Genomic DNA, 22,277 nt, shown 5'->3' on the forward strand with positions numbered 1-22,277 from the left:
AGAATGAAGGGCGCCGGGACTCGCGGTGCGTCCCGCTCCGCGCCGGCCGTCCGGCCCCGGGAGGTACTCCATGACCACCGCCGGAGAGATCATGCACCGCGGCGCCCAGTGGATCCCCGCTCACGAAACACTCGACCGCGCAGCCCAGCTCATGCGCGAACTCAATGTCGGAGCCCTGCCCATCAGCGACGAGAACGAGCGGCTCTGCGGCATCCTCACCGACCGCGACATCGTCGTCGGCTGCGTCGCCGTGGGCCACGACCCGGCCAGGATCACCGCGGGCGAGATGGCCAAGGGCACGCCCCGTTGGATCGACGCGGACGCCGATGTCGGCGAGGTGCTGCACGAGATGCAGGAGCACCAGATCCGCCGGCTGCCGGTGATCCGGGACAAGCGCCTGGTCGGCATGATCAGCGAAGCCGACCTGGCCCGTCATCTCGCGAAGGACCAGATCGCCTCCTGGGCGGAGAGCGTCTACGCCACGACCGCCATGCACTGACCGCACCACTGACCGTCACGTACTGACCGCCTGGATCGTCCCCCAGGCACCCGCACGCGCCTTCCGGCCCTCGCGGGCCACGGCCCGTGTCAGAGCCAGCCGCTGCGCCGGAACCCCCGGTACAGGGCGAGGCACGCGACGGATATCACGCCGATGACCATGCCGTAGCCGTACCGCCAGTGCAGCTCCGGCATGTGGTCGAAGTTCATGCCGTAGACCCCGCAGACCATCGTCGGCACCGCGACGATCGCGGCCCACGCCGTGATCTTCCGCATGTCCTCGTTCTGCGCGACCGTGACCTGCGCGAGGTGCGCCTGGAGGATGGAGTTGAGCAGTTCGTCGAAGGCGGCGATCTGCTCCTTCGCCCGCAGCAGATGGTCCGAGACGTCGCGGAAGTACGCCTGTATCTCCGGATCGACCGCCCGGATCGGCCGGGTGGCGAGATCCTCCAGCGGCCGGCTGAGCGGCACCACCGCCCGCTTCAGCTCCAGCAGTTCACGCTTGAGCTGGTAGATGCGCCCCGGGTCGGTCCGCGCACCGGCCTCCGAGAACACGTCCGTCTCGACCTGGTCGATGTCCGCCTGCACCGAGTCCGTGACCGTCAGATAGTCGTCCACCACATGGTCCGCGAGCGCGTGCAGCACTGCCGACGGGCCCTTGGCGAGCTGGCCGGGATCGGACTCCAGCTCCTCGCGCAGCGGGCCCAGTGAGCCGTGCATGCCGTGCCGCACCGTGATCACGAAGTCCGCGCCGACGAACACCATGATCTCGCCGGTGTTCACCACCTCGCTGGTGGCGGTCAGCTCCTCGTGCTCGACGTAGCAGACCGTCTTGAACACCGCGAAGAGCGTTTCGCCGTAGCGCTCCAGCTTGGGTCGCTGGTGGGCCTCGATCGCGTCCTCGACGGCCAGCGGATGCAGGTCGAAGAGCTCGGCGATGCCCGCGAACTCCTGGTCCGTGGGCTCGTGCAGACCGAGCCAGACGAAGCCCTCCCGGCTCTTGCGCACCCGCTCCACGGTGTCCACCAGATCGCCCCGGGCGGAGGTGCGGACACCGTCCCGGTACGTCACGCAGTTCACCACCGAGGAGCCCAGCGGGGACCGGGCCGGGTGACTCAGGTCGACGCGCGGACGTCGCCCGGCCAGCCGAGCCACCTTGCGAAGGCCACCGACCCCGCCGAGGCTCGTGACCCTCCGCAGATTCCCTGCCATGGACATCCGGCTCTCCTTGCATGGAGCTTCCCGCGCCGTTCCTGCGCCTTGGCTCGCCAGTCTGCCAGGCCCGCGTGAGCTGCGGGTAAGCCTGTGGACAAGGCTCGTTCCGCTTGGTTCCCGCCTGTGGACGAAGGACAGGCCGACCCCGCGGCTCGCCGTACGGACGCATGTCCGGACCGGGTGGTTCTCGTACGGAAGCAGCGTTTGGAGCAAGTCCGGCCGAGGGGTCTCGTACGGAAGCCTCGATGGTTCTCCGCCACCAAAGCATCCAACGCGGTGCTCCGTGCCGGAGCGTCGACGAGTGAGGGCAAGTCAGACAAATGGGATGATCGTCGTATGACACGAACCGACGGGTACCTCCTGGCCAACCGGCAGACCGAGGCGGCCGAGCACTTCAGTGCCTTCGCCGCCCTCTTCGACCCCACGACCTTCCGGCACCTCGAAGCGCTCGGCATCGGATCCGGCTGGCGGTGCTGGGAGGTCGGCGCCGGAACCTCGGTGGTGTCCTGGCTGGCCAAGAAGGTCGGCCCGACGGGACGCGTCGTCGCGACCCACACCGACACCTCCCGGCTCGCCCCCGTCGCCCGGCCGCCGGTCGAGGTGCGGCTCTACGACCTCGGCGCGCAGGAGCCGCCGGGGGAGGGCTTCGACCTGGTGCACGCCCGCCTCGCCCTCGTCCACGTGACCGACCGGGAAGAAGCGTTGCGGTCCATGGCCAAGGCCCTGCGTCCCGGCGGGCGCCTCCTCGTCGAGGACGCCGACCCCGCGCTGCAGCCCCTTCTCTGCCCCGACGACTACGGCCCCGAGCAGCAGCTCGCCAACCGGCTGCGGCAGGGCTTCCGCCGACTGCTCGCGGACCACGGGACCGACCTGCCCAGCGGCCGCACCCTGCCGCGGCTGCTCCGCAACGCCGGACTGACCCGAGTCCACGCCGATGCCTACTTCCCCCTCGCCTCGCCGGCCTGCGCGGCCCTGGAGTCCGTCACGATCCGCCAGATCCGTGACCAGCTCGTCACCGCCGGCCTCGCCACGGACGAGGACATCGACCGGCACTTGGAGAACGTCACGTCCGGTGCGCTCGATCTGACGACGGCACCGATGATCTCGGCGTGGGGGCGAAAGCAGGAGCAGTAACCGCTGGGGTCGTCAGCCCGGCACGGGCGGTCTGCCGCCCACCTGCTCCACCGCTCGCGCGCCCGCCCGGCAGCCCTCCGCGGCCGCGTGCTCCGGCCCGGCCCCCGCGAGCAGGGCGGCAAGAAACGCGCCGGTGAAGGCGTCACCCGCCCCCGTGGTGTCCCGTGCGGTCGCCGGTACCGCCGGGACGTGGGCGCTCACCTTTCCCGAGCGGGCCACGAGTGCCCCCTCATGGCCCTGCTTGGCGACGACCAGCGGCACGCGCAGGCTCAGCTCGGCCGCCGCCTCGGACGCGTCCGCCAGCCCCGTCAGCAGGCACGCCTCGTCCCGGCTGGGAAGCAGCACGTCCACGCCCTCGACGAGTTCGAGGAACCGCTCGGCGCCCAGCTCCGCCAGGAAGCCGGCCGAAGCCGGGTCCAGGCTCACCGGCACGCCCCGAGCGCGTGCGGCTTCGAGGGCCACCGTGACCAGGGCCCGGCTCGGGTCGGAGAACAGCAGGTAGCCCGAGAGGTGCAGCCGGGCCACACCGTCGAGCAGCGCGTCCGACCAGTCGGCGGGTCCGAGCCGCACCGACGCGCCGCTGTCGGTGAGGAACGTCCGTTCCGCTGAGGCGCCCCGGTCGACCATGCAGATCACCGTGCCGGTCGGCGCCAGCGGGTCGACGACCAGCTGCGGACGCACCCCCTGGGCGACCAGTTCCCGCTCGTGCCAGGCCGCCGCATCCGCCCCGACGCGTCCGAGCAGCCGTACGTCCGCCGCTCCCCGGTGGGCCGCCCAGCACGCCACGTTGGCGCCCGCCCCGCCGGCCACCGTCCGGATCGAGGCGGCCGTGTCCGTGCCGACCGCGAGCGGCCCTCGGTGCCGGGCGACGACATCCGTGATGACGTCCCCGACGACCAACAGCCCCCGGCCCACCTCGGCACCCGTGCTCCCGGAGCCCGGTCTCCCTCCCGGCCTCGCGCCGCCGGCCGCCGTCATCCCCGGGCCCAGGCCGCCGCGATCCGTGCCGCCAGGCGTACGTTTCCCCGGACCGCCGCCAGGTTGGCGCTGAGGGAAGCGCCGTCCGTGTGCCGTACCAGGTGGTCGAGCAGGAAGGGAGTGACCGCCTGGCCGGTGACGCCCTCCTGAGCGCACGCGTGCAGCGCCTCCGCGAGCACCCGGGCGTGCAGGTCCGGGTCCAGCTGCTCGTCCTCGGGCACGGGGTTGGCGACGATCAGCGCTGACTCCGGGCCGTCGAGCGCGTCCTGGGCCCGCATGACGTCCGCCACCTGCCCCGGCGTGTCCAGCGTCCAGTCCACCGGATGCCCGGAGTCCGAGAGGTAGAAGCCGGGGAACCGGCCGGTGCCGTAACCGGCCACGGCGACCCCCAGTGTCTCCAGCCGCTGCAGGGTCGCCGGCACGTCCAGGATCGACTTCACCCCGGCACACACCACCGTGATGCGGGTGCGCGCCAGCAGCCCGAGGTCGGCCGACTCGTCCTGCGTCGCCGTCCACTCCCGGTGCACCCCGCCGAGCCCACCCGTCGCGAAGACCCGTACGCCCGCCAGCGCCGCCAGCAGCGCCGTCGCCGACACCGTCGTCGCCCCGCTCGCCCCGGACGCCACCGCGAGCGGCAGGTCACGGTGGCCGAGCTTGCGGATCCCGTCCTCGTTGGCGACCCGTTCCAGCTGCTCCTTGTCCAGCCCCACACAAGGGTGCCCGTCCAGCACGGCGATCGTGGCGGGCACCGCGCCCTCCTGCCGTACGGCCGTCTCCAGCTCCAGCGCCACCTGGAGGTTGCGCGGCCGCGGCAGCCCGTGGGCGATGATCGTGGATTCCAGGGCCACGACGGGCCGGCGCGCGTCGATCGCCTCCCGCACTTCTTCGGACACCACCAGCACCACGCGCCTGCCTCCTGTCAGTCGGTCAGTCGTCCTCCCTCATCTCTGGCGAGCGGTGGACCGGGCCAAACCCTTGCGGACGGCCGGAGTCGTCACGAGCCTGGGGGCATGACCGACCACACACCTCGTCTCGACCATGTCGTCCTCTGGGTGCGCGACCCGCTCGCCGCCGCCGACTTCTACGAGAAGGCCGTCGGGCTGGAGGCGGTCCGGCTCGCGGAATTCGCGGCGGGTGAGGCGCCGTTCCCCTCCGTGCGCGTCAACGGCGGGACCATCCTCGACCTCATGCCGCTGAGCTACGCGGAACGCATGACGATGCTGCCCGGCTCCGCCGACAGCGCGGGGCACCCGGTCAACCACGTCTGCCTGTCGCTGCCCCGCGGCGACTTCGACGCCCTCCTCAGCCGTCTCGAAGAACGCGCGGTCCCGATGTCGGACCTCGCGCACGGCTCTTTCGGTGCCCAGGGCAAGGCAACGCGCAGCTTCTACTTCCGCGACCCGGACGGCAACGTCTTCGAGGCCCGGCACTACGACTGATCAAGCCGGAACCCATCGGCCTGCACAGGAGCGGCGGCTTCAGAAGAGCGGCTCGGGAAGCACTCCTTCCAGGGCGAGTAGCTTCCGCTTGGTCTCCAGGCCGCCCCCGAAGCCGCCGATGCCGCCGTCGCTCTCCACCACCCGGTGACAGGGCACCACCACCGGCAGCGGATTGGCGCCCATCGCCGTCCCCACGGCCTGGGCGGCACCCGGCTGACCGACGCGCCCGGCCAGGTCGCCGTATCCGACGACCTGGCCGTACGGCACGCCCGAGGCCAGTTCGCGCAGGACCGCCCGGTTGAAGCCGGAGATCAGCGACCAGTCCAGAGGCAGGTCGAAGTCGCGCCGCTCACCCGCGAAGTACGCCCCGAACTGACGTATCGCCTCGGCCAGCAGCGGGGAGCCGGGCGCCTCGACGGGCTCGGTGCCCAGCCGCGACGCCAGTCGCTCGACGGCCCGGTCCCGTACCGCGTCCGTGGCGTGGAACACGACGTTGACCAGCCCGCCCCGGCTCGTGGCCAGCAGCAACGGCCCGATCCCGCTGTCGACGACCGCCCACACGACGTGCGGCTCGACCTGCTCTCGGCTCTCCATGCGACCACAGTAGGACCCGCCACCGACAACGCCGCGAGAGCGGAACGCCGGATCAGCCGCCCACGGCCTTTCGCACCACGTCCGGCTTGTTCGTGATGACGCCGTCGACCCCGTAGCCGGCGACCCGCCGGGCCGTCTTCGCGTCGTCGACCGTCCAGGCGAAGACCTTCATCGGCTTGCCGTGCGGTCCGTCGAACGCCTGGACGGAGGACACGTATGCCGGGGTGAGCGAGCTGTAGGAGGGGTTGATCTGATCGACGAACTCGGCGCAGTCGAGCAGGTCCGGCACTCGTGGCGTCCCCAAGAGGCCGGTCTTCACCCCGGGCTTCAGCTCGTGCACCGTCCGCACGCTGTCCGCGCTGAAGCTCTGCACGATCAGCCGGCCCGTCAGATGCGACCGGTCGAGCCAGCCCTCGTTGCTGAGGACCTTCAGCGTCTGCCGCTCGATGCCCGGGTACAGCTCCGGATTCTTGATCTCCAGGAGCAGCTTCTGACGATGACGCTCCAGGCGGTGCACGAACTGCTCCAGCGTCGGCACGCGCACGCCCGCGTACGCGGGACCGAACCAGCTGCCCGCGTCCAGACGGGCGATCTCCGCGGCGGTGAAGTCCGACACCCTCCACGGGGCCCGGTCGGGAAACACCTCCTCGGCGTCGGTGGTGCGCCGGAGGTTGTCGTCGTGGATGACGACCAGCTCTCCGTCCTTTGTCCGCTGCACGTCGTTCTCCACCCAGCGGATGCCCAGCTCCGCAGCTCTGTCGAGGGAGGCCAGGGTGTTCTCGGGGGCGTACGCGGAGGCCCCCCGGTGCCCGATGACCAGCGGGGGCGTGCCATCACCCGCGGCGTGGGCGGGGGAGACGGGGAACAGGAGAGCGGCGGTCCCCAGGAGTGCGGTGGTCGAGGCGGCAACAGCGCGCGCGTGCATGCGTACTCCTCGCGACGAGCGGACGGCAACATCACAGACAGCACAACTGTGACAGCAGAGGGTCAACGCGAGAGGGGTGCAGGATGGCCACACGCTGAACGGAGATCGCCCAACTCCGCTCACTGGTACCGCACAACTGCGGCAAGCCCGTGTTTCTTTGCCGGAAAGTCGTTCGACCATTCCGGTGGGGGTCATACTCTCTGCGTCAACCCTGACCGCTCGTGCGGTCCTGGGAGGGGGCGCACATCAGGAATTCCGGGACGTACGAGGGCGGGAAGGGCAGCCGCGCATGCAGGGCACGGTCAACGGATTCAGCTACGGCCTGGTCACACCCCTGGTGGCCTACTTCATGGCCTGCCTCGGCGGCGCGCTGGGCCTGCGGTGCACCACGAGATCCATGCTCGTCGCCCAGTCCTGGCGCCCCGGCTGGCTCGCCCTCGGCTCCGCCGCCATCGGCTCCGGCATATGGACCATGCACTTCGTCGCCATGATGGGGTTCACGGTCCGCGGCACCCCGATCCACTACGACAAGGCGATGACCTTCGCGAGCCTGGCCGTCGCGATCATCATGGTGGGCATCGGGATCTTCATCGTCGGCTACAGGGGCGCGCGCGGTACGGCCCTGTTCACCGGCGGCACCATCACCGGCCTGGGCATCGCGTCGATGCACTACCTGGGCATGGCCAGCATGAGCCTGGACGGACAGCTGGAGTACAACACCGTCACCGTGGGCATATCCGTCGCCATCGCCATGGGCGCCGCGACCGCCGCCCTGTGGGCCGCAGGCCAGGTCAGGGGCTTCCTGTGGAGCGTGGGCGCCAGCCTCGTCATGGGGCTCGCCGTCAGCGGCATGCACTACACGGGCATGGCCGCCCTCAGCGTCCACCTGCACGGCACGGCCCAACCCGCCACGGGGGACTCGCCCGCGACACTGCTCGCGCCCATGCTGATCGGCCCGCTCGCCTTCCTGCTCCTCGCGGGGGTGGTGGTGATGTTCGACCCGCTGATGGTCATGGGGAAGCCCACCGTCGTCCCCGCCGAGCACAAGCCCGGCATCCCCGCCCACACCCACGTCCGCCACTCCGCCCACCGCCTGCGGTTCCGCCCCCGCCGCACCGTGGAGCACCGGGGGTCCCGCACCCCGCAGAACCGCTGATCAGAGCCCGCTGTCAGTGCGGGGTCGTACGGTGGAACCCATGCGGCCCGTTTCAAAGATCGAACGCACGGTGGCGCCCTTCGAGGTCGTCAGCCCCTACCAGCCGAACGGCGACCAGCCGACAGCCATCGCCGACCTCGCCCGGCGTATCGAGGCGGGTGAGAAGGACGTCGTGCTGCTCGGCGCGACCGGCACCGGCAAGTCCGCCACCACCGCGTGGATGATCGAGAAGCTCCAGCGCCCCACGCTCGTGATGGCACCGAACAAGACGCTGGCCGCCCAGTTGGCCAACGAGTTCCGCGAGCTGCTGCCGAACAACGCCGTCGAGTACTTCGTCTCGTACTACGACTACTACCAGCCCGAGGCCTACGTCCCGCAGTCGGACACCTACATCGAGAAGGACTCCTCGATCAACGAGGAGGTCGAGCGCCTGCGCCACTCCGCGACGAACTCGCTGCTCACCCGCCGTGACGTCGTCGTGGTCGCCTCGGTCTCCTGCATCTACGGCCTCGGCACCCCGCAGGAGTACGTGGACCGCATGGTCCCCCTCAAGGTCGGCGAGGAGATCGACCGCGACGAGCTGCTGCGCCGCTTCGTGGACATCCAGTACACGCGCAACGACATGGCCTTCACCCGCGGCACCTTCCGCGTGCGCGGCGACACGATCGAGATCTTCCCGGTCTACGAGGAGCTGGCCGTCCGCATCGAGATGTTCGGCGACGAGATCGAGGCGCTGTCCACCCTGCACCCGCTCACCGGCGAGATCATCAGCGACGACGAGCATCTCTACGTCTTCCCGGCCTCCCACTACGTCGCGGGACCCGAGCGTCTGGAGCGGGCCGTCAACGACATCGAGAAGGAACTGGCCGAGCGCCTGACGGAGCTGGAGAAGCAGGGCAAGCTGCTGGAGGCCCAGCGCCTGCGCATGCGGACCACCTACGACATCGAGATGCTGCGCCAGATCGGCAGCTGCTCCGGCGTGGAGAACTACTCGATGCACTTCGACGGCCGCTCGCCCGGCTCCCCGCCCAACACCCTGCTGGACTACTTCCCGGACGACTTCCTCCTCGTCATCGACGAGTCGCACGTCACCGTCCCGCAGATCGGCGCCATGTACGAGGGCGACGCCTCCCGCAAGCGCACCCTCGTCGACCACGGCTTCCGGCTGCCCTCCGCCCTGGACAACCGCCCCCTGAAGTGGGAGGAGTTCCAGGAGCGCATCGGCCAGACGGTCTACCTGTCGGCCACCCCGGGCACCTACGAGATGTCCCGCTCGGACGGCTTCGTCGAGCAGATCATCCGCCCCACCGGCCTCGTCGACCCCGAGGTCGTCGTCAAGCCCACCGAGGGCCAGATCGACGACCTGGTGCACGAGATCCGGCTGCGCACCGAGAAGGACGAGCGTGTCCTGGTCACCACGCTCACCAAGAAGATGGCCGAGGACCTCACGGACTACTTCCTGGAGCTGGGCATCCAGGTGCGCTATCTGCACAGCGACGTCGACACCCTGCGCCGCGTCGAACTGCTGCGTGAACTGCGCGCCGGCGAGTACGACGTGCTGGTCGGCATCAACCTCCTGCGCGAGGGCCTCGACCTGCCCGAGGTGTCCCTGGTGGCGATCCTGGACGCCGACAAGGAGGGCTTCCTCCGCTCCGGCACGTCCCTGATCCAGACCATCGGCCGCGCCGCGCGCAACGTCTCCGGTCAGGTCCACATGTACGCCGACAGGATCACCCCGGCGATGGAGAAGGCCATCGAGGAGACCAACCGGCGCCGCGAGAAGCAGATCGCGTACAACACGGAGCGGGGCATCGACCCCCAGCCGCTGCGCAAGAAGATCAACGACATCGTCGCCCAGATCGCCCGCGAGGACATCGACACCGAGCAGCTGCTCGGCTCCGGTTACCGCAAGGCCAAGAAGGACGGTGGGGGCACCAAGGCGCCGGTGCCGTCCCTCGGCAAGGCGGCCGGGAGCGCCAAGTCCGCCAAGGGCAAGGGCAAGGCCGCGGAGACCGTGCCGACCGACCGCCCCGCGGCCGAACTGGCCGGGCAGATCGAGGAGCTGACCGCGCGGATGCGGGCCGCCGCCGCGGAGCTCCAGTTCGAGATCGCGGCCCGGCTGCGTGACGAGGTCTCCGAGATGAAGAAGGAACTGCGCCAGATGAAGGAGGCGGGTCTGGCCTGACAGCGTGCCGCGTACGCGCAGTGTTGCAAGACCGACACAAAGTGCGGACCGGGGTACGTCGCTGTCAGTGCCTCTGCGTAGGGTTCTGGTCAACCGCGACCACGCGGCAACAGGGGACGTTGAGAGGGGAATCAGCGCGTGACCGTCAACATGACCAAGGGTCAGGCCATCAGTCTGCAGAAGAACGACGGTGGCAGCCTGACCGCGGTTCGCATGGGTCTCGGCTGGCAGGCGGCTCCCCGGCGCGGCCTGTTCGGCTCGCGCACGCGGGAGATCGACCTCGACGCCTCCGCCGTCCTCTTCGCGGACAAGCAGCCGGTCGACGTCGTCTTCTTCCGCCACCTGGTGAGCGACGACGGCTCGGTGCGCCACACCGGTGACAACCTCGTCGGCGGTGTCGGCCAGGGCGGCGACGACGAGGCGATCCTCGTCGACCTCGCGCGGGTCCCGGTCCACATCGACCAGATCGTCTTCACCGTGAACTCCTTCACGGGCCAGACCTTCCAGGAAGTGCAGAACGCGTTCTGCCGTCTGGTCGACGAGACCAACGGCCAGGAGCTCGCCCGCTACACGCTCGCCGGCGGCGGCCAGTACACGGCCCAGATCATGGCCAAGGTCCACCGCTCCGGCCAGGGCTGGACGATGACGGCCCTCGGCAACCCGGCCAACGGCCGCACGTTCCAGGACCTGATGCCGGCGATCCTGCCGGTGCTCTGAGCGCACCCGGGCCCCGGAGTCGCGGGGCCCGGCGAGCAGCACACGACTCCACACAACGACACAGGGGGACCAAGGCGATGACGGCCGAGCTGGTGCGGGGGCAGAACCACCCGCTCTCCCAGGCCCGTCTAGAGATCCGGATCTCGGCCGGTACGCCGATCGTGGCCGTGGCCGCACTCGGCGACGACAACGGCCGGATCCACGGCGTGGAGTGGGTGGCCCACCCGGGCGCACCCACCCAGCCGGGTCTCGAGGTCCCCCGGCAGGCCGCCGCCGACCACCGCCTCGCGGTGGACCTGGACGCCGTGCCGGAGGCCGTCCACCGTGTCAGCGTGCTGCTCGCCCTGCCCGTCGGAGGGACCGGACCGGCCCGTTTCGGCGCCGTGGCGGCCCCCTTCGTCGCCGTCACCGGTCTCGACGGCGGGGAGGTCGCCAGCTACACCATCACCGGCCTGGAGGCCGAGTCGGCCGTCGTCGCCCTGGAGCTCTACCGCCGGCAGGGCGCCTGGAAGGTGCGCGCCGTCGGCCAGGGCTACGCGGGCGGCCTCGCCGAACTCCTCACCGACCAGGGCCTGCCGCAGGCCCACCAGCTCGCCGGCAACATCAACGACGCGGTGGCCCAAGGGCTGGCCCGCTCGGTGCAGGCGCCCCTGCCCCGCACGGCGGACGGCGACCGCTCCCGGCAGGCAGCCGCCCCCGCCCTCGGCCCGGACCAGGGCGGCACCGCGCCTCAGCCCGGCCCCGTCCCACCGATGTCCCCGTACGGCGGTCAAGCGCCCGGCGGTCCCGGGCAGCCAGGCCCTCAGCAGCCGTCGTATCCCGGCGCCGCGCCGGACCCCAACGCCGTCACCCAGCCGTCCGCGTCCACGGCCGGCGCCCCGATCGACTACAGCCACCCGCGCCGCCAGAACGCCGCTCCGCCGCCGCCCCCGCCGACCGCGCCTCCGGCCGCACCCGGGCAGCCCGCGCAGCCCGTGGCGGGCGACGCGACCGGCTGGTCCATGGAAGAGCGGCTCTACAACCAGGTGTGGGGCATGTTCGAGGACCTGGCCCGCACCACCGCCGCCTACCGCAGCGCCGTCGACTTCGCCGAGTCACGCATGGACAAGGAGCTGGAGCAGGTCCTGTCCGACCCGCGCAGCCGGATCGGCGGGCAGGGCGACGCCGCCCGCGAGGCTGCCCGGACCCGCCACGCCGAGCTCGTCGCCCAGGCCCGGGAGGCCCTCGACCGGGATCTGACCCAGCTCGCCGCCGAGGCCGACGTCGTGGAACCGGCCCTGCCGCCGGCCTACGCCCGCTGGGACAACCCGGTGTGGCACGCCTACCGGGTGCCGATGGAGATCCCCATGGCCCTGCGCCTGGGCGACCTCCACCTTCCCGAGGCCGACCGGATCCGCATCCCGATGCTGGTCCGGCTGCCGCTGGAGCGGGGCCTGTGGATCGACAGCGGAGCGGCCGGAGTGTCCGACGGCTCGTTCACCGATTCCCACGCCATGAGCCGTCTCGCCATGGAGACGGCTGTCGCGCACGCGGCCCGGCTGCTCGCCGTCTACCCGGCGGGCGAGTTCACCGTCCACGTCATCGACCCGGCAGGCTCGGGGGCGCAGTCTCTGGCGCCCCTCGTGCAGGCGGGCGTGCTCGCGGCTCCGCCGGCGGGTGGAGCCGCCGGCGTGGCGGACGTGCTGGGCCGGCTCACGCAGCGGGTCGACCTGGTGCAGATGGCGGTCCGGGGTGGCGCCGCCGACTCCCTCCCGCCCGGCTTCGACACCTCCCAGCAGCTCCTGATCGTCAACGACTTCCCGCACGGCTTCGACGACCGGGCCGTGAACCAGTTGCGCTACCTCGCCGACGAGGGCCCCGCCTTCGGCGTCCACCTGATGATGGTGGCCGACCGTGAGGAGTCCTCCGGCTACGGGCCTTTGCTCGACCCCTTGTGGCGTTCGCTGCTGCGACTGACGCCGGTGGCAGACGATCACCTCGCCGACCCGTGGGTCGGTCATGCGTGGACGTACGAGCCGGCGCTCCTTCCGCCCGGCAGCCAGGTCCTCCAGCAGGTGCTCAGCCAGGTGGCCGCCGCCCGTACCAAGTTCATGTAAAGGACCCTGATCAGGGATTTTGGCCTTTCTTTTGCCAAGCGCTTTACCTTCTCTTGGTGATTGGGTACTGTTGACGGCACGGAGGGGAGTACTCCCTGTCTGCTGCGGCGTACCCGTCAATACGGATCAGGCCAGATCCCGGGGCGTCGGCCCATCTTGGGTGGAAGAGACCTCCGGCAGCGACGACGCTGACATTTGCCGTTACGACTGCCGGAGGCGCAGTGGATGTTTCCGTGACCCTATGGGTCCTGACGATCGTGGGCCTCGCCGCCCTCATCGCGGTCGACTTCTTCATCGGCCGCAAGCCGCACGACGTTTCGATCAAGGAAGCCGGAATCTGGACGGTCGTCTGGATCGTGCTGGCCGCGCTCTTCGGGGTCGGCCTGCTCCTGTTCGCGGGTGGTCAGCCCGCCGGTGAGTTCTTCGCCGGCTTCATCACCGAGAAGTCGCTCAGCGTCGACAACCTCTTCGTCTTCGTCCTGATCATGGCGAAGTTCGCGGTGCCGTCGCAGTACCAGCAGCGAGTGCTGCTGATCGGTGTTCTCATCGCCCTGGTCCTGCGAGCGATCTTCATCGCGGCCGGTGCGGCGATCCTCGCCAGCTTCGCGTGGGTGTTCTACATCTTCGGCGCGTTCCTCATCTACACCGCCTGGAAGCTCATCCAGGAGGCCCGGGCCGACGAGGAAGAGGAGGAGTTCGAGGAGAACAAGCTCCTCAAGGCCGCCGAGCGCCGCTTCGGTGTGGCCGACCGCTACCACGGCACCAAGCTGTGGATCGAGGAGAACGGCAAGCGGGTCATGACCCCGATGCTGGTCGTGATGCTGGCCATCGGCACCACCGATGTGCTCTTCGCCCTCGACTCCATCCCCGCGATCTTCGGCCTGACGCAGGACCCGTACATCGTCTTCACGGCCAACGCGTTCGCCCTGATGGGTCTGCGCCAGCTGTACTTCCTCATCGGTGGCCTGCTGAAGAAGTTGGTCCACCTCAGCTACGGCCTGTCGATCATCCTGGGCTTCATCGGGGTGAAGCTGGTGCTGCACGCCCTGCACGAGTCCGGGGTGCATGTCCCCGAGATCAGCATTCCGGTCTCGCTCGGCGTGATCTGCGCCGTCCTGATCGTCACCACGATCACCAGCCTGCGAGCGTCCAAGAAGCAGGCGGCGGCCGAGGCGGCGCAGGGCGGCAGCGGAAGCGCTCCGAAGGACAGCATCGACGTCTGACCTCGTCGGGCGGAGGAACAACCATCACCGGGACCGGTCTCGGCGAATTGCCGACCGCCGGTCCCGGTGCTTGCTTGTTTCCTGAGCGCGTTCCCCGGCCCGGGGGCGCCGTGGCCGGCTGGAGTGCCATGAAATTCGTGCAGATCATCGAGTTCGAGACCGAGCGTCTGGAAGAGATGCAGCAGGTGCTCGAAGAGGCGGGCCGGCGCAACGCCGACCGCACGAACGGCCCGACCCACAGCATGCTGCTGAAGGACCGGGACAAGCCCAGCCGTTATCTGGCGCTGATCGAGTTCGAGTCGTACGAGGAGGCCATGCTCAACAATGACGACCCCGAAACAAGCGCGATGGCGGGGCGGCTGGACGCGCTCAGCACGGGCGAGCGGGTGTTCACCAACTGCGACCTCCTGGACGCGCGTGACCTCAGGTAGCTCCTCAGGGTGCTCCCTGGGGCCCGGCACGACCGGAGTGCGGGGCCCCTGCCCGTCTGCGACGATCGCGTCATGATCGCTCGGCTCAGGCGGCTCGCGGCACGGTGGACGACCCTGGTGCCCCTGCTGGCGGTCGTGCTGCTGGTCCTGACCTGGGGGCGGGATCTGCCGGTCGCGGTCGTCGCCCTGGTGACCCTGGTCCTCGCGGGAGCCGTCCTGGCCGCTGTGCACCACGCCGAAGTGGTGGCTCATCGAGTCGGTGAACCGTTCGGCTCCCTCGTGCTCGCCGTCGCCGTCACGATCATCGAGGTCGCCCTCATCGTCACCCTCATGGCCGACGGCGGGGACAAGAGCTCGACCCTGGCCCGGGACACGGTCTTCGCGGCCGTGATGATCACCTGCAACGGCATCGTCGGCCTGTGCCTGCTCGTCGCCTCACTGCGGCACGGCACGGCCGTCTTCAACCCGGAAGGCACCGGCGCCGCACTCGCCACCGTCGCGACCCTGGCCACGCTCAGCCTGGTTCTGCCCACGTTCACCACGAGCAAGCCGGGACCGGAGTTCTCCACCGTCCAGCTGACCTTCGCGGCGCTGTCCTCGCTCGTCCTGTACGGCCTGTTCGTCACCACGCAGACCGTGCGGCACCGGGACTACTTCCTGCCGATCACCCGGCACGGCGAGGTCATCACCACCGAGGAGCACGCCGAGGCGCCGACCACCCTCACCGCCCGGATCAGCCTGGCCCTGCTCGGCCTGGCCCTGGTGGGCGTGGTCGGCCTGGCCAAGGGCGTCTCGCCCACCATCGAGTCGGGGGTGGAGGCCGCCGGGCTCCACCATGCCGTCGTCGGCGTGATCATCGCCCTGCTGGTGCTGCTCCCGGAGACCATCGCCGCGCTGCGTTCCGCCCGCCGCGATCGCGTGCAGACCAGCCTGAACCTCGCCCTCGGCTCGGCCATGGCCAGCATCGGCCTGACCATCCCCGCCGTGGCACTCGCGTCGTTGTGGCTCTCCGGCCCGCTCGTCCTCGGCCTCGGCGCCACGCACATGGTGCTGCTCGCCCTGACCGTGGTGGTGGCCTCGCTGACAGTGGTGCCGGGCCGGGCCACGCCGCTCCAGGGCGGAGTCCATCTGGTGCTGTTCGCGGCCTACCTGGAGCTGGCGATCAACCCGTGAGTACGCGCACCCGCTCAGGCACGCGTGTGTGTCTGAGCGGGTACGGCGACGGCACCAACGCGGCATCCGGCAGCACCGTCCGCGGCCGTGCGGGACAACGGCACCAACGCGGCATCCGGCAGCGCCGTCCGCGGCCGTGCGGGACAACGGCGCCAACGCGGCATCCGGCAGCGCCGTCCGCGGCCGTGCGGGACAACGGCACTACCGATTCACCCCGCAGCGGCCTCCGCGGCCCTGCCCACACGCACTGGGCGCGTCTCCGGCAACAACGCGAAGCACCCCAGGCTGAACAGCGCGATCACCGTCAGATACGCGGCCACACCCCACGGCACCCGCCCGCCGTGCTCGGCGAGCGTCGTCGCCACGATCGGTGTGAGCGCTCCTCCGAGGACCCCGCCGAGGTTGTAGCCGACGGCGGCGCCGGTGCAGCGCACCCGCGGCTCGTACAGTTCCGGCAGATAGGCGGCGATCACGGCGAACATCGTGATGAACGCGAGCATCGCCCCGAGGAAGCCGAGGAACATCGGCAGCGGCGCCCCGGTGGCGAGGAGCGCGACCATCGGGAACATCCACAGGGCTGCGGCCGCACACCCGGCCAGGCACAGCGGGCGCCTGCCGTAGCGGTCACCGAGCAGCGCCACCAGCGGCGTGAGAGCACCCTTCACGAGCACCGCGCCCATGATGCAGGTCAGCATGACGCTGCGGCTCACCCCGAGCCGCTCCGTGCCGTAGGAGAGGGACCAGGTCGTCACGGCGTAGAAGATCGCGTAGCCGATCGCGAGGCCGCCGCCGGTCAGCAGGAGGAGCCGCCAGTGGTTGCGGACGACCTCGGCGAGCGGCACGCGCGCGTGGTCCTCGATCTCGAGGAAGCTCGGGCTCTCGGTGAGGGACGATCGCAGCCACAGCCCCGCGACGGCCAGCACCCCCGCGGCCCAGAACGGCACCCGCCACCCCCAGGCGGCGAACTGCGCCTCGGTCAGCGTCGAGGACAGACCCAGCACCACACCGTTGGCGAGCAGGAACCCCAGCGCGGGCCCGACCTGCGGGAAGCTCGACCACAGCACCCGCCGTCGGGCCGGCGCATGCTCCACGGCCAGCAGCACCGCTCCGCCCCACTCCCCGCCGAGCCCCAGCCCCTGAAGGAAGCGCAGCACCAGGAGCAGCAGGGGAGCGGCCACGCCGATCGATTCGTACGTCGGCACGCATCCGACGGCGACCGTGGAGGCCCCGGTCAGCAGCAGGGAGGCGACGAGGACCGGCCGCCGCCCGCGCCGGTCCCCGATGTGCCCGAACAGGATCGATCCGAGCGGCCGGGCCACGAAGCCGACACCGAAGGTGGCGAAGGCGGCCAGTGTCCCGGCCATCGGAGAGAAGGTCGGGAAGAACAACGGCCCCAGGATCAGGGCCGCCGCAGTGCCGTAGACGAAGAAGTCGTAGAACTCGATGGCCGTGCCGGCGAGCGAGGCGGCCGCGAGGCGCGGCATGGAAGGTGCCCTTACGGTGCGTACGTCGTGCATGCCGCGTCAACTACCCACCGTGATCGCCGGTTACGGGGGCGCGTGGAGGGCCCGGGGGGCCTCAGCACGTGACCGTGATGCGCCGAGCAGGTCCGTCCACGGGATGAGGATCTCCCTATGGTCCCGGGTGACAGGGCCGCGCGCAGATTCGTGGTGTCGCTCACCCCGAAGAACGGCTTCGGGCCGGCCCGGATCAACTCCCGGTCCGGACACGGCAGCACGGTGATCTCAGCGGAGCGAGAGCGGCAGGCGCACACGGCCACGCGATCGGCGTGCTCAGGGGGGAGAGACCGGTGCGCGCGCCGTGATAAACCGGCTGTGAGCAGCGGTCCACCACGGGCCGCGCGACCCTCGACGGACCGGAGGAACCGTGCCCCGCACCCTGGCCCACGCCCCGATCATGATCCTCAACGGCCCGAATCTGAACCTGCTCGGCCAGCGCCAGCCGGAGATCTACGGCTCCGACACCCTCGCCGACGTCGAGGCCATGTGTGCCAAGGCCGCGGCCGCGCACGGCGGTACCGTCGACTTCCGCCAGTCCAACCACGAGGGCGAACTGGTCGACTGGATTCACGAGGCGCGGCTGAACCACTGCGGGATCGTGATCAACCCGGGTGCCTACTCGCACACCTCGGTCGCCATCCTGGACGCCCTCAACACCTGTGACGGCCTGCCGGTGCTGGAGGTCCACATCTCCAACATCCACCAGCGCGAGTCGTTCCGGCACCACTCCTACGTCTCGCTGCGCGCCGACGGGGTCATCGCGGGCTGCGGCGTGCAGGGGTACGTGTTCGGCGTGGAGCGCGTCGCGGCACTGGCCGGGGCGGGCAAGGCGGACGCGTGAGCCGTCGCCGGTAAGCCCCGCCGACCAGGGCGGACGTGTGCCCCGTCGCCGGTGAGCCCCGCCGACCATGGCGGGCGCCCCTTACCTCCCCGTTCCTACAGTCGCCCCGCCTCCACGATCCGCCGCAGGAAGCGCCGGGTGCGCTCCTGCCGCGGATCCCCGAAGACCTGCTCGGCGGTGCCGCGCTCCAGCACCACGCCGCCCTCCAGGAAGCACACCTGGTCGGCGACCTCCCGGGCGAAGCCCATCTCGTGCGTGGCCAGGACCATGGTCATGCCCTCGTCCTTCAGCCCCCGGACCACGGTGAGGACCTCGCCCACCAGCTCGGGGTCGAGGGCGGCGGTGATCTCGTCGAGCAGCAGCAGCCGGGGCCGTACGGCCAGGGCGCGGACGATCGCGACGCGCTGCTGCTGGCCGCCGCTCAGCCGGTCCGGGTACTCGCCGGCCTTCTCACCGAGCCCCAGCCGCTCCAGCAGCTCACGCGCGCGTGCCTCGGCCTCGGCCCGGGGCACACCGTGCACGCGGCGCGGGGCGAGCGTGATGTTGTCCAGGACCGTCATGTGCGGGAACAGGTTGTACGCCTGGAAGACCACGCCGATCCGGCGGCGCACGGCGTCCTGGTCGACGCGCGGGTCGGTGATCTCCTCGTCGTCGAGCCATATCGCCCCGTCGTCGATCTCCTCCAGCAGGTTCGCGCACCGCAGCAGGGTGGACTTGCCGGAGCCGGAGGCGCCGATCAACGCGGTCACCGTGTGCGGGGCGACCTCCAGGTCGACGTCCCGCAGGACGACCGAGCCGCCGAAGGTCTTGCGGACGGACTCCATGCGCAGCACGGGCGCCTCGCTCATGCGGTTCCTCCCTGGGCCTGCCGGCGGTCCATCCGTGCCGTCACCCAGTCCGTGAAGCGGGTCATGGGAATGGTCAGTGCGACGAAGACCAGCCCGGCGACGATGTACGGCGTGTAGTTGAGACTGCGGCCCACGATGATGTCGGCGGCCCGTACGGCGTCCACCGCACCGCCGATCGAGACCAGCCCGGTGTCCTTCTGCAGCGACACCAGGTCGTTCAGCAGCGGCGGCACCTGACGGCGCACCGCCTGAGGCAGCACCACGTACCGCAGCGCCTGGCGGTTGCTCAGCCCCAGCGAGCGGGCCGCGGCGCGCTGCGAGGGGTGCACGGACTCGATGCCGGCGCGGAACACCTCGGCGACGTACGCCGAGTACGTCAGGGTGAGCGCGGTGCCGCCGAGCAGCACCGGATCGACGGTCACCCCCTGGAGCCGCAGCGCGGGGACGCCCAGCACCACGATCATCAGGTTGATGATGAGCGGCAGCCCCCGGAAGAAGTCCGTGTACGCGGCGGCCAGGAAGCGCAGTGGGAAGAACACCGGCCCGCGCAGCGTGCGGGCCACGGCGATCAGCATGCCGAGGACGAGCACCGCGACCCCGCAGACCAGCAGCAGCCGGACGTTCAGCCACAGCCCTTCGAGAACCTTCGGGAACGCCTCGCGCGCGTATCCCGGGTCGAAAAAGGTCTCTTTGGTACGCGGCCAGCCCGGTGCGCCCACGACGACCAGGTAGAGGACGACCGCGGTGACGAGGGTCGAGAGCGCGCCGATCGCCGTCGCGCGCCGGGCGCGAACGCGCTTGTGGCGTTCCCGGTCCAGGCGCCGCTGCGACGGGACGTAGCCGTCTGCCGCATCGTGCTCGCCGGAGCCCAGTTCCTCCTTGTGCACGGTCACTTGAGCACCGGCGCGTCGACGGCGTCCGACAGCCACTGCTGCTCGATCTTCGCGAGCGTGCCGTCCTCGCGCAGGGCGTCCACCGCCCGTGAGACACAGGAGGTGAGTGCGCTGCCCTTGTCGAGCACGAGACCGAACTGCTCCGTGGTGCCGCCCTGGTTCTCGAACTGGCCGACGATCGTCGCGTCGGTGATCTCGGCGCCGGTGATGTAGAAGGCGGTCGGCAGGTCGACGACGATGGCGTCGACCTGGCCGTTCTTCAGGGCGGACTTGGCCTGGTCGTTCTTGCCGTAGACGGCCGCGGCCTGCTCGGGCTTCACCACGTCGTCGATGTAGTCGAGGCTGGTGGTGCCGACCTGCGCGCCGAGCTTCACGCCCCTCAGGTCCGCGATGCTCTTCGCCTTCGCGGCCTTGGAGCCCTTCAGCGCGACGACGGCCTGGCGTACGTCGTAGTAGCCGGTGGAGAAGTCCACGGCCTTCTTGCGCTCCTGGCTGATGGACACCTGGTTGATGTCGAAGTCGAAGGTCTTCTCGCCGGGCGCGAAGGCCTTGTTGAAGGGGACGGTCTGCCAGGCGACCTTGTCCTTGCCGTAGCCGAGCCGTTGGGCGGCGGCGTAGGCGACCGCCGACTCGTAGCCCTTGCCGTTGGCGGGCTTGTCGTCCTTGAACCAGGGCTCGTAGGCGGGCTCGTCGGTGGCGATCGTCAGCTTGCCCGAGGTTCGAGTGGCCAACTTTCCCTTCTCGCACGCGTCTCCGGCGGACGACGACGGCTTGCCCGCTTCCTCCGGCTGCGGAGCGCAGCCCACGGCGGCGGCGGTGAGGAGGACGACGGCGACGGCTGCGCGGCGCAGAGCACGCGGGGCGGGTTGCATGGCGGGAGATTGGCAGTCGAGGGCCTCGTTTGTCGAGGTCACGGCAACACATGTCCGGATAGTGGGAACGGGTGTTGCGGTGGTGTGAACGGGCACCGCTCGCCGTCGTGTCGGCATGCGCCGGGGCCGCCGGCCGAGGGCGGGGATCGACAGGCCGGCGGCCCATCCGCCCAGGAGCCGTCATCCTGTGCGGGGCTGAGACCAGTTGACTGCGCAACTACGTACGGGGGGAGCGCGCGTGCGACACCGGCGCGTGCGAACGATTCACACGGGGCGCGTGCGCGGCGCACCACTCAACGCGAGGGCGCCCGACTCGGAACGCCGAGCGCCCCACTCACTCCGAAGGTGCCCGCGCAACACTCAGGTCTCAACGCGCGTGCCTCACCACCCGCGCGCGTGCCACTCCGGCAGGTGCGGACGCTCCGCGCCCAGCGACGTGTCGTTGCCGTGTCCCGGGTAGACCCACGTCTCGTCCGGGAGGGCGTCGAAGATCTTGGTCTCGACGTCGTGAATGAGGCTGGCGAACGCCTTGGGGTCCTGGTGGGTGTTGCCCACACCGCCGGGGAACCCGATGTCGCCGGAGAAGGTCGCGCTGTCGAACCAGCGCCCTGGAAGGTCACGGAACCGAACTCGGCGTCGCCCTGGAAGGTTGCCGAATCGAACCTGAACAGCTGTCGTGTCTCCGTCCAGAGTGCCCGACTCTCCCGGTAGGGCCTGGTGTTGGCGCCTGGGTGAGTGCTCCTGGGCATGACCATGTCTTAAGCCTCCGGAGTGGAGTGCCGCTGTCACGGATTCTGGTGACGACAGCCTGGGCTGTCCGGGCATACGAGCTGCCGCATCTCCGTGCGAGCGGTTTCAACACCTGTGCGTGAACCCTCCTGGCCGCTTCGGACAACAGGGGGTGGAATGCAATCCACTCCTATTGCACGAAGAAGCGAGGGCCTCGTGGGGGAGCCACCCACCGACGACGCGCTGGTCATCCAGGAATCCCTGGAGCGGCCGGAGATATTCGCCAGGCTTTACGACAGACACGCCGCCGAGATCCACCGGTATGTGATGCGCCGGCTGGGCGACAGCCACGCCGACGACATCACGGCGCAGACCTTCCTCATCGCCTTCCGCAACCGCGCCCGTTACGACGTCGCGCGCGCCAGTGCCCGGCCGTGGCTCTACGGCATCGCGGGTAACCTCATCGGCAGCCACCGCCGCTCCGAGGTGCGGGCGCTGCGGGCGCTGGCCCGTACCGGCGTCGACTCGGTGGCCGAGTCCTGGTCGGAACGGGCCGACGAGCGGGTGACGGCCGAGGCCTCGCAGCAGGCGCTGGCCGGGGCGATCGCGGCCTTGCCCGGGAAGGACCGGCATGTGCTGCTGCTGGTCGCCTGGGCGGACCTCACCTACCAGGAGTGTGCCGACGCCCTCGGGGTGCCGGTCGGCACGGTCCGCTCCCGGCTGAACCGGGCGCGGCGCAAGATGCGGAAGGCGCTCGGCGCCGACCCCACCCTCGTAAGCGACCACAACGGGGCGGTAACCCATGGATGA

The 22,277-nt window shown here is 70.5% G+C and carries 21 protein-coding genes and 1 pseudogene; 12 read left to right on the top strand and 10 right to left on the bottom strand.

The annotated features are described in order from the left end of the window. Positions 1-70: 70 nt before the first annotated feature. Positions 71-499: a CBS domain-containing protein gene (locus FDO69_RS10345; protein WP_104779471.1), complete on the top strand. Its 429-nt coding sequence runs from the start codon at positions 71-73 to the stop codon at positions 497-499. 89 nt (positions 500-588) lie between these two features. Here the strand turns inward: FDO69_RS10345 and FDO69_RS10350 are convergent, their stop codons facing one another. Further along, positions 589-1,716, bottom strand: coding sequence for a magnesium and cobalt transport protein CorA (locus FDO69_RS10350; RefSeq protein WP_104779472.1), 1,128 nt, complete (start codon positions 1,714-1,716; stop codon positions 589-591). A gap of 333 nt (positions 1,717-2,049) precedes the next feature. Here FDO69_RS10350 and FDO69_RS10355 point away from each other — a divergent pair, with 333 nt between their 5' ends. After that, entirely contained in the window at positions 2,050-2,847 is a 798-nt protein-coding gene (locus FDO69_RS10355) for a methyltransferase domain-containing protein (protein ID WP_104779473.1), read from the top strand. 12 nt (positions 2,848-2,859) lie between these two features. Here the strand turns inward: FDO69_RS10355 and FDO69_RS10360 are convergent, their stop codons facing one another. Next, a complete protein-coding gene (locus FDO69_RS10360) occupies positions 2,860-3,825 on the bottom strand; it encodes a carbohydrate kinase family protein (RefSeq protein WP_104779474.1) in 966 nt (321 codons plus the stop codon). Beyond that, positions 3,822-4,730, bottom strand: coding sequence for a pseudouridine-5'-phosphate glycosidase (locus FDO69_RS10365; protein ID WP_167526563.1), 909 nt, complete (start codon positions 4,728-4,730; stop codon positions 3,822-3,824). Before FDO69_RS10365 ends, FDO69_RS10360 begins: the two co-directional genes overlap by 4 nt. Positions 4,731-4,835: 105 nt before the next feature. On the opposite strand from FDO69_RS10365, the gene FDO69_RS10370 reads away from it, so the two are divergent. Continuing rightward, complete coding sequence (locus tag FDO69_RS10370; protein ID WP_104779475.1) at positions 4,836-5,264, top strand: VOC family protein; 429 nt, start codon at positions 4,836-4,838, stop codon at positions 5,262-5,264. A 39-nt stretch (positions 5,265-5,303) separates the two neighbouring features. Here the strand turns inward: FDO69_RS10370 and FDO69_RS10375 are convergent, their stop codons facing one another. Next, on the bottom strand, positions 5,304-5,858 hold the full coding sequence (locus FDO69_RS10375; RefSeq protein ID WP_104779476.1) for a methylated-DNA--[protein]-cysteine S-methyltransferase: 555 nt from the start codon (positions 5,856-5,858) through the stop codon (positions 5,304-5,306). A gap of 52 nt (positions 5,859-5,910) precedes the next feature. Next, positions 5,911-6,783: a glycerophosphodiester phosphodiesterase gene (locus FDO69_RS10380; protein ID WP_104779477.1), complete on the bottom strand. Its 873-nt coding sequence runs from the start codon at positions 6,781-6,783 to the stop codon at positions 5,911-5,913. A gap of 289 nt (positions 6,784-7,072) precedes the next feature. On the opposite strand from FDO69_RS10380, the gene FDO69_RS10385 reads away from it, so the two are divergent. From FDO69_RS10385 to FDO69_RS10415, 7 genes are all read left to right on the top strand, one after another. Next, a complete protein-coding gene (locus tag FDO69_RS10385; RefSeq protein ID WP_104779478.1) occupies positions 7,073-7,939 on the top strand; it encodes an MHYT domain-containing protein in 867 nt (288 codons plus the stop codon). A 40-nt stretch (positions 7,940-7,979) separates the two neighbouring features. Further along, positions 7,980-10,124 carry an excinuclease ABC subunit UvrB gene (uvrB, locus tag FDO69_RS10390; protein WP_104779479.1) on the top strand — a complete coding sequence of 715 codons (2,145 nt, stop codon included), beginning with the start codon at positions 7,980-7,982 and terminating at the stop codon, positions 10,122-10,124. 138 nt (positions 10,125-10,262) lie between these two features. After that, entirely contained in the window at positions 10,263-10,841 is a 579-nt protein-coding gene (locus FDO69_RS10395) for a TerD family protein (RefSeq protein ID WP_104779480.1), read from the top strand. 77 nt (positions 10,842-10,918) lie between these two features. After that, the gene (locus tag FDO69_RS10400; protein WP_104779481.1) at positions 10,919-12,937 is read left to right on the top strand and encodes a TerD family protein; all 2,019 of its coding nucleotides are present in this window, start codon (positions 10,919-10,921) and stop codon (positions 12,935-12,937) included. 221 nt (positions 12,938-13,158) lie between these two features. Next, positions 13,159-14,160, top strand: coding sequence for a TerC family protein (locus FDO69_RS10405; protein WP_104779482.1), 1,002 nt, complete (start codon positions 13,159-13,161; stop codon positions 14,158-14,160). Between the two features lie 128 nt (positions 14,161-14,288). After that, a complete protein-coding gene (locus tag FDO69_RS10410) occupies positions 14,289-14,591 on the top strand; it encodes a hypothetical protein (RefSeq protein WP_104779483.1) in 303 nt (100 codons plus the stop codon). 72 nt (positions 14,592-14,663) lie between these two features. After that, entirely contained in the window at positions 14,664-15,764 is a 1,101-nt protein-coding gene (locus FDO69_RS10415) for a calcium:cation antiporter (RefSeq protein WP_104779484.1), read from the top strand. A 209-nt stretch (positions 15,765-15,973) separates the two neighbouring features. Here the strand turns inward: FDO69_RS10415 and FDO69_RS10420 are convergent, their stop codons facing one another. Beyond that, on the bottom strand, positions 15,974-17,248 hold the full coding sequence (locus tag FDO69_RS10420) for an MFS transporter (RefSeq protein ID WP_104779485.1): 1,275 nt from the start codon (positions 17,246-17,248) through the stop codon (positions 15,974-15,976). 403 nt (positions 17,249-17,651) lie between these two features. On the opposite strand from FDO69_RS10420, the gene aroQ reads away from it, so the two are divergent. Further along, complete coding sequence (gene aroQ / locus FDO69_RS10430) at positions 17,652-18,125, top strand: type II 3-dehydroquinate dehydratase (RefSeq protein WP_104779487.1); 474 nt, start codon at positions 17,652-17,654, stop codon at positions 18,123-18,125. A gap of 95 nt (positions 18,126-18,220) precedes the next feature. Here aroQ and FDO69_RS10435 read toward each other — a convergent pair whose 3' ends face one another. From FDO69_RS10435 to FDO69_RS10450, 4 genes and pseudogenes are all read right to left on the bottom strand, one after another. Beyond that, positions 18,221-18,973 (bottom strand): amino acid ABC transporter ATP-binding protein, encoded by a 753-nt coding sequence (locus tag FDO69_RS10435; RefSeq protein ID WP_104779488.1) that lies wholly within the window; start codon positions 18,971-18,973, stop codon positions 18,221-18,223. Continuing rightward, entirely contained in the window at positions 18,970-19,866 is an 897-nt protein-coding gene (locus tag FDO69_RS10440) for an amino acid ABC transporter permease (RefSeq protein WP_104779489.1), read from the bottom strand. Before FDO69_RS10440 ends, FDO69_RS10435 begins: the two co-directional genes overlap by 4 nt. Next, on the bottom strand, positions 19,863-20,738 hold the full coding sequence (locus FDO69_RS10445) for an ABC transporter substrate-binding protein (RefSeq protein WP_104779490.1): 876 nt from the start codon (positions 20,736-20,738) through the stop codon (positions 19,863-19,865). The genes FDO69_RS10440 and FDO69_RS10445 overlap by 4 nt, the downstream gene beginning before the upstream one ends. A gap of 381 nt (positions 20,739-21,119) precedes the next feature. Further along, positions 21,120-21,323: pseudogene (locus FDO69_RS10450) on the bottom strand (MBL fold metallo-hydrolase); the annotation flags it as partial. Positions 21,324-21,683: 360 nt separating this feature from the next. Here FDO69_RS10450 and FDO69_RS10455 point away from each other — a divergent pair. After that, entirely contained in the window at positions 21,684-22,277 is a 594-nt protein-coding gene (locus tag FDO69_RS10455; RefSeq protein WP_104779491.1) for an RNA polymerase sigma factor, read from the top strand.

The organism is Streptomyces tibetensis (assembly GCF_007655005.1).
Taxonomy (GTDB): Bacteria; Actinomycetota; Actinomycetes; order Streptomycetales; family Streptomycetaceae; genus Streptomyces; species Streptomyces tibetensis.

Bases quoted from the DNA above. Each gene is read 5' to 3' on its own strand.
- FDO69_RS10345 (WP_104779471.1), top strand. From the start codon at position 71: ATGACCACCGCCGGAGAGATCATGCACCGCGGCGCCCAGTGGATCCCC.
- FDO69_RS10350 (WP_104779472.1), bottom strand. From the start codon at position 1,716: ATGTCCATGGCAGGGAATCTGCGGAGGGTCACGAGCCTCGGCGGGGTC.
- FDO69_RS10355 (WP_104779473.1), top strand. From the start codon at position 2,050: ATGACACGAACCGACGGGTACCTCCTGGCCAACCGGCAGACCGAGGCG.
- FDO69_RS10360 (WP_104779474.1), bottom strand. From the start codon at position 3,825: ATGACGGCGGCCGGCGGCGCGAGGCCGGGAGGGAGACCGGGCTCCGGG.
- FDO69_RS10370 (WP_104779475.1), top strand. From the start codon at position 4,836: ATGACCGACCACACACCTCGTCTCGACCATGTCGTCCTCTGGGTGCGC.
- FDO69_RS10375 (WP_104779476.1), bottom strand. From the start codon at position 5,858: ATGGAGAGCCGAGAGCAGGTCGAGCCGCACGTCGTGTGGGCGGTCGTC.
- FDO69_RS10380 (WP_104779477.1), bottom strand. From the start codon at position 6,783: ATGCACGCGCGCGCTGTTGCCGCCTCGACCACCGCACTCCTGGGGACC.
- FDO69_RS10385 (WP_104779478.1), top strand. From the start codon at position 7,073: ATGCAGGGCACGGTCAACGGATTCAGCTACGGCCTGGTCACACCCCTG.
- uvrB (WP_104779479.1), top strand. From the start codon at position 7,980: ATGCGGCCCGTTTCAAAGATCGAACGCACGGTGGCGCCCTTCGAGGTC.
- FDO69_RS10400 (WP_104779481.1), top strand. From the start codon at position 10,919: ATGACGGCCGAGCTGGTGCGGGGGCAGAACCACCCGCTCTCCCAGGCC.
- FDO69_RS10410 (WP_104779483.1), top strand. From the start codon at position 14,289: ATGAAATTCGTGCAGATCATCGAGTTCGAGACCGAGCGTCTGGAAGAG.
- FDO69_RS10415 (WP_104779484.1), top strand. From the start codon at position 14,664: ATGATCGCTCGGCTCAGGCGGCTCGCGGCACGGTGGACGACCCTGGTG.
- FDO69_RS10420 (WP_104779485.1), bottom strand. From the start codon at position 17,248: ATGCCGCGCCTCGCGGCCGCCTCGCTCGCCGGCACGGCCATCGAGTTC.
- FDO69_RS10435 (WP_104779488.1), bottom strand. From the start codon at position 18,973: ATGAGCGAGGCGCCCGTGCTGCGCATGGAGTCCGTCCGCAAGACCTTC.
- FDO69_RS10445 (WP_104779490.1), bottom strand. From the start codon at position 20,738: ATGCAACCCGCCCCGCGTGCTCTGCGCCGCGCAGCCGTCGCCGTCGTC.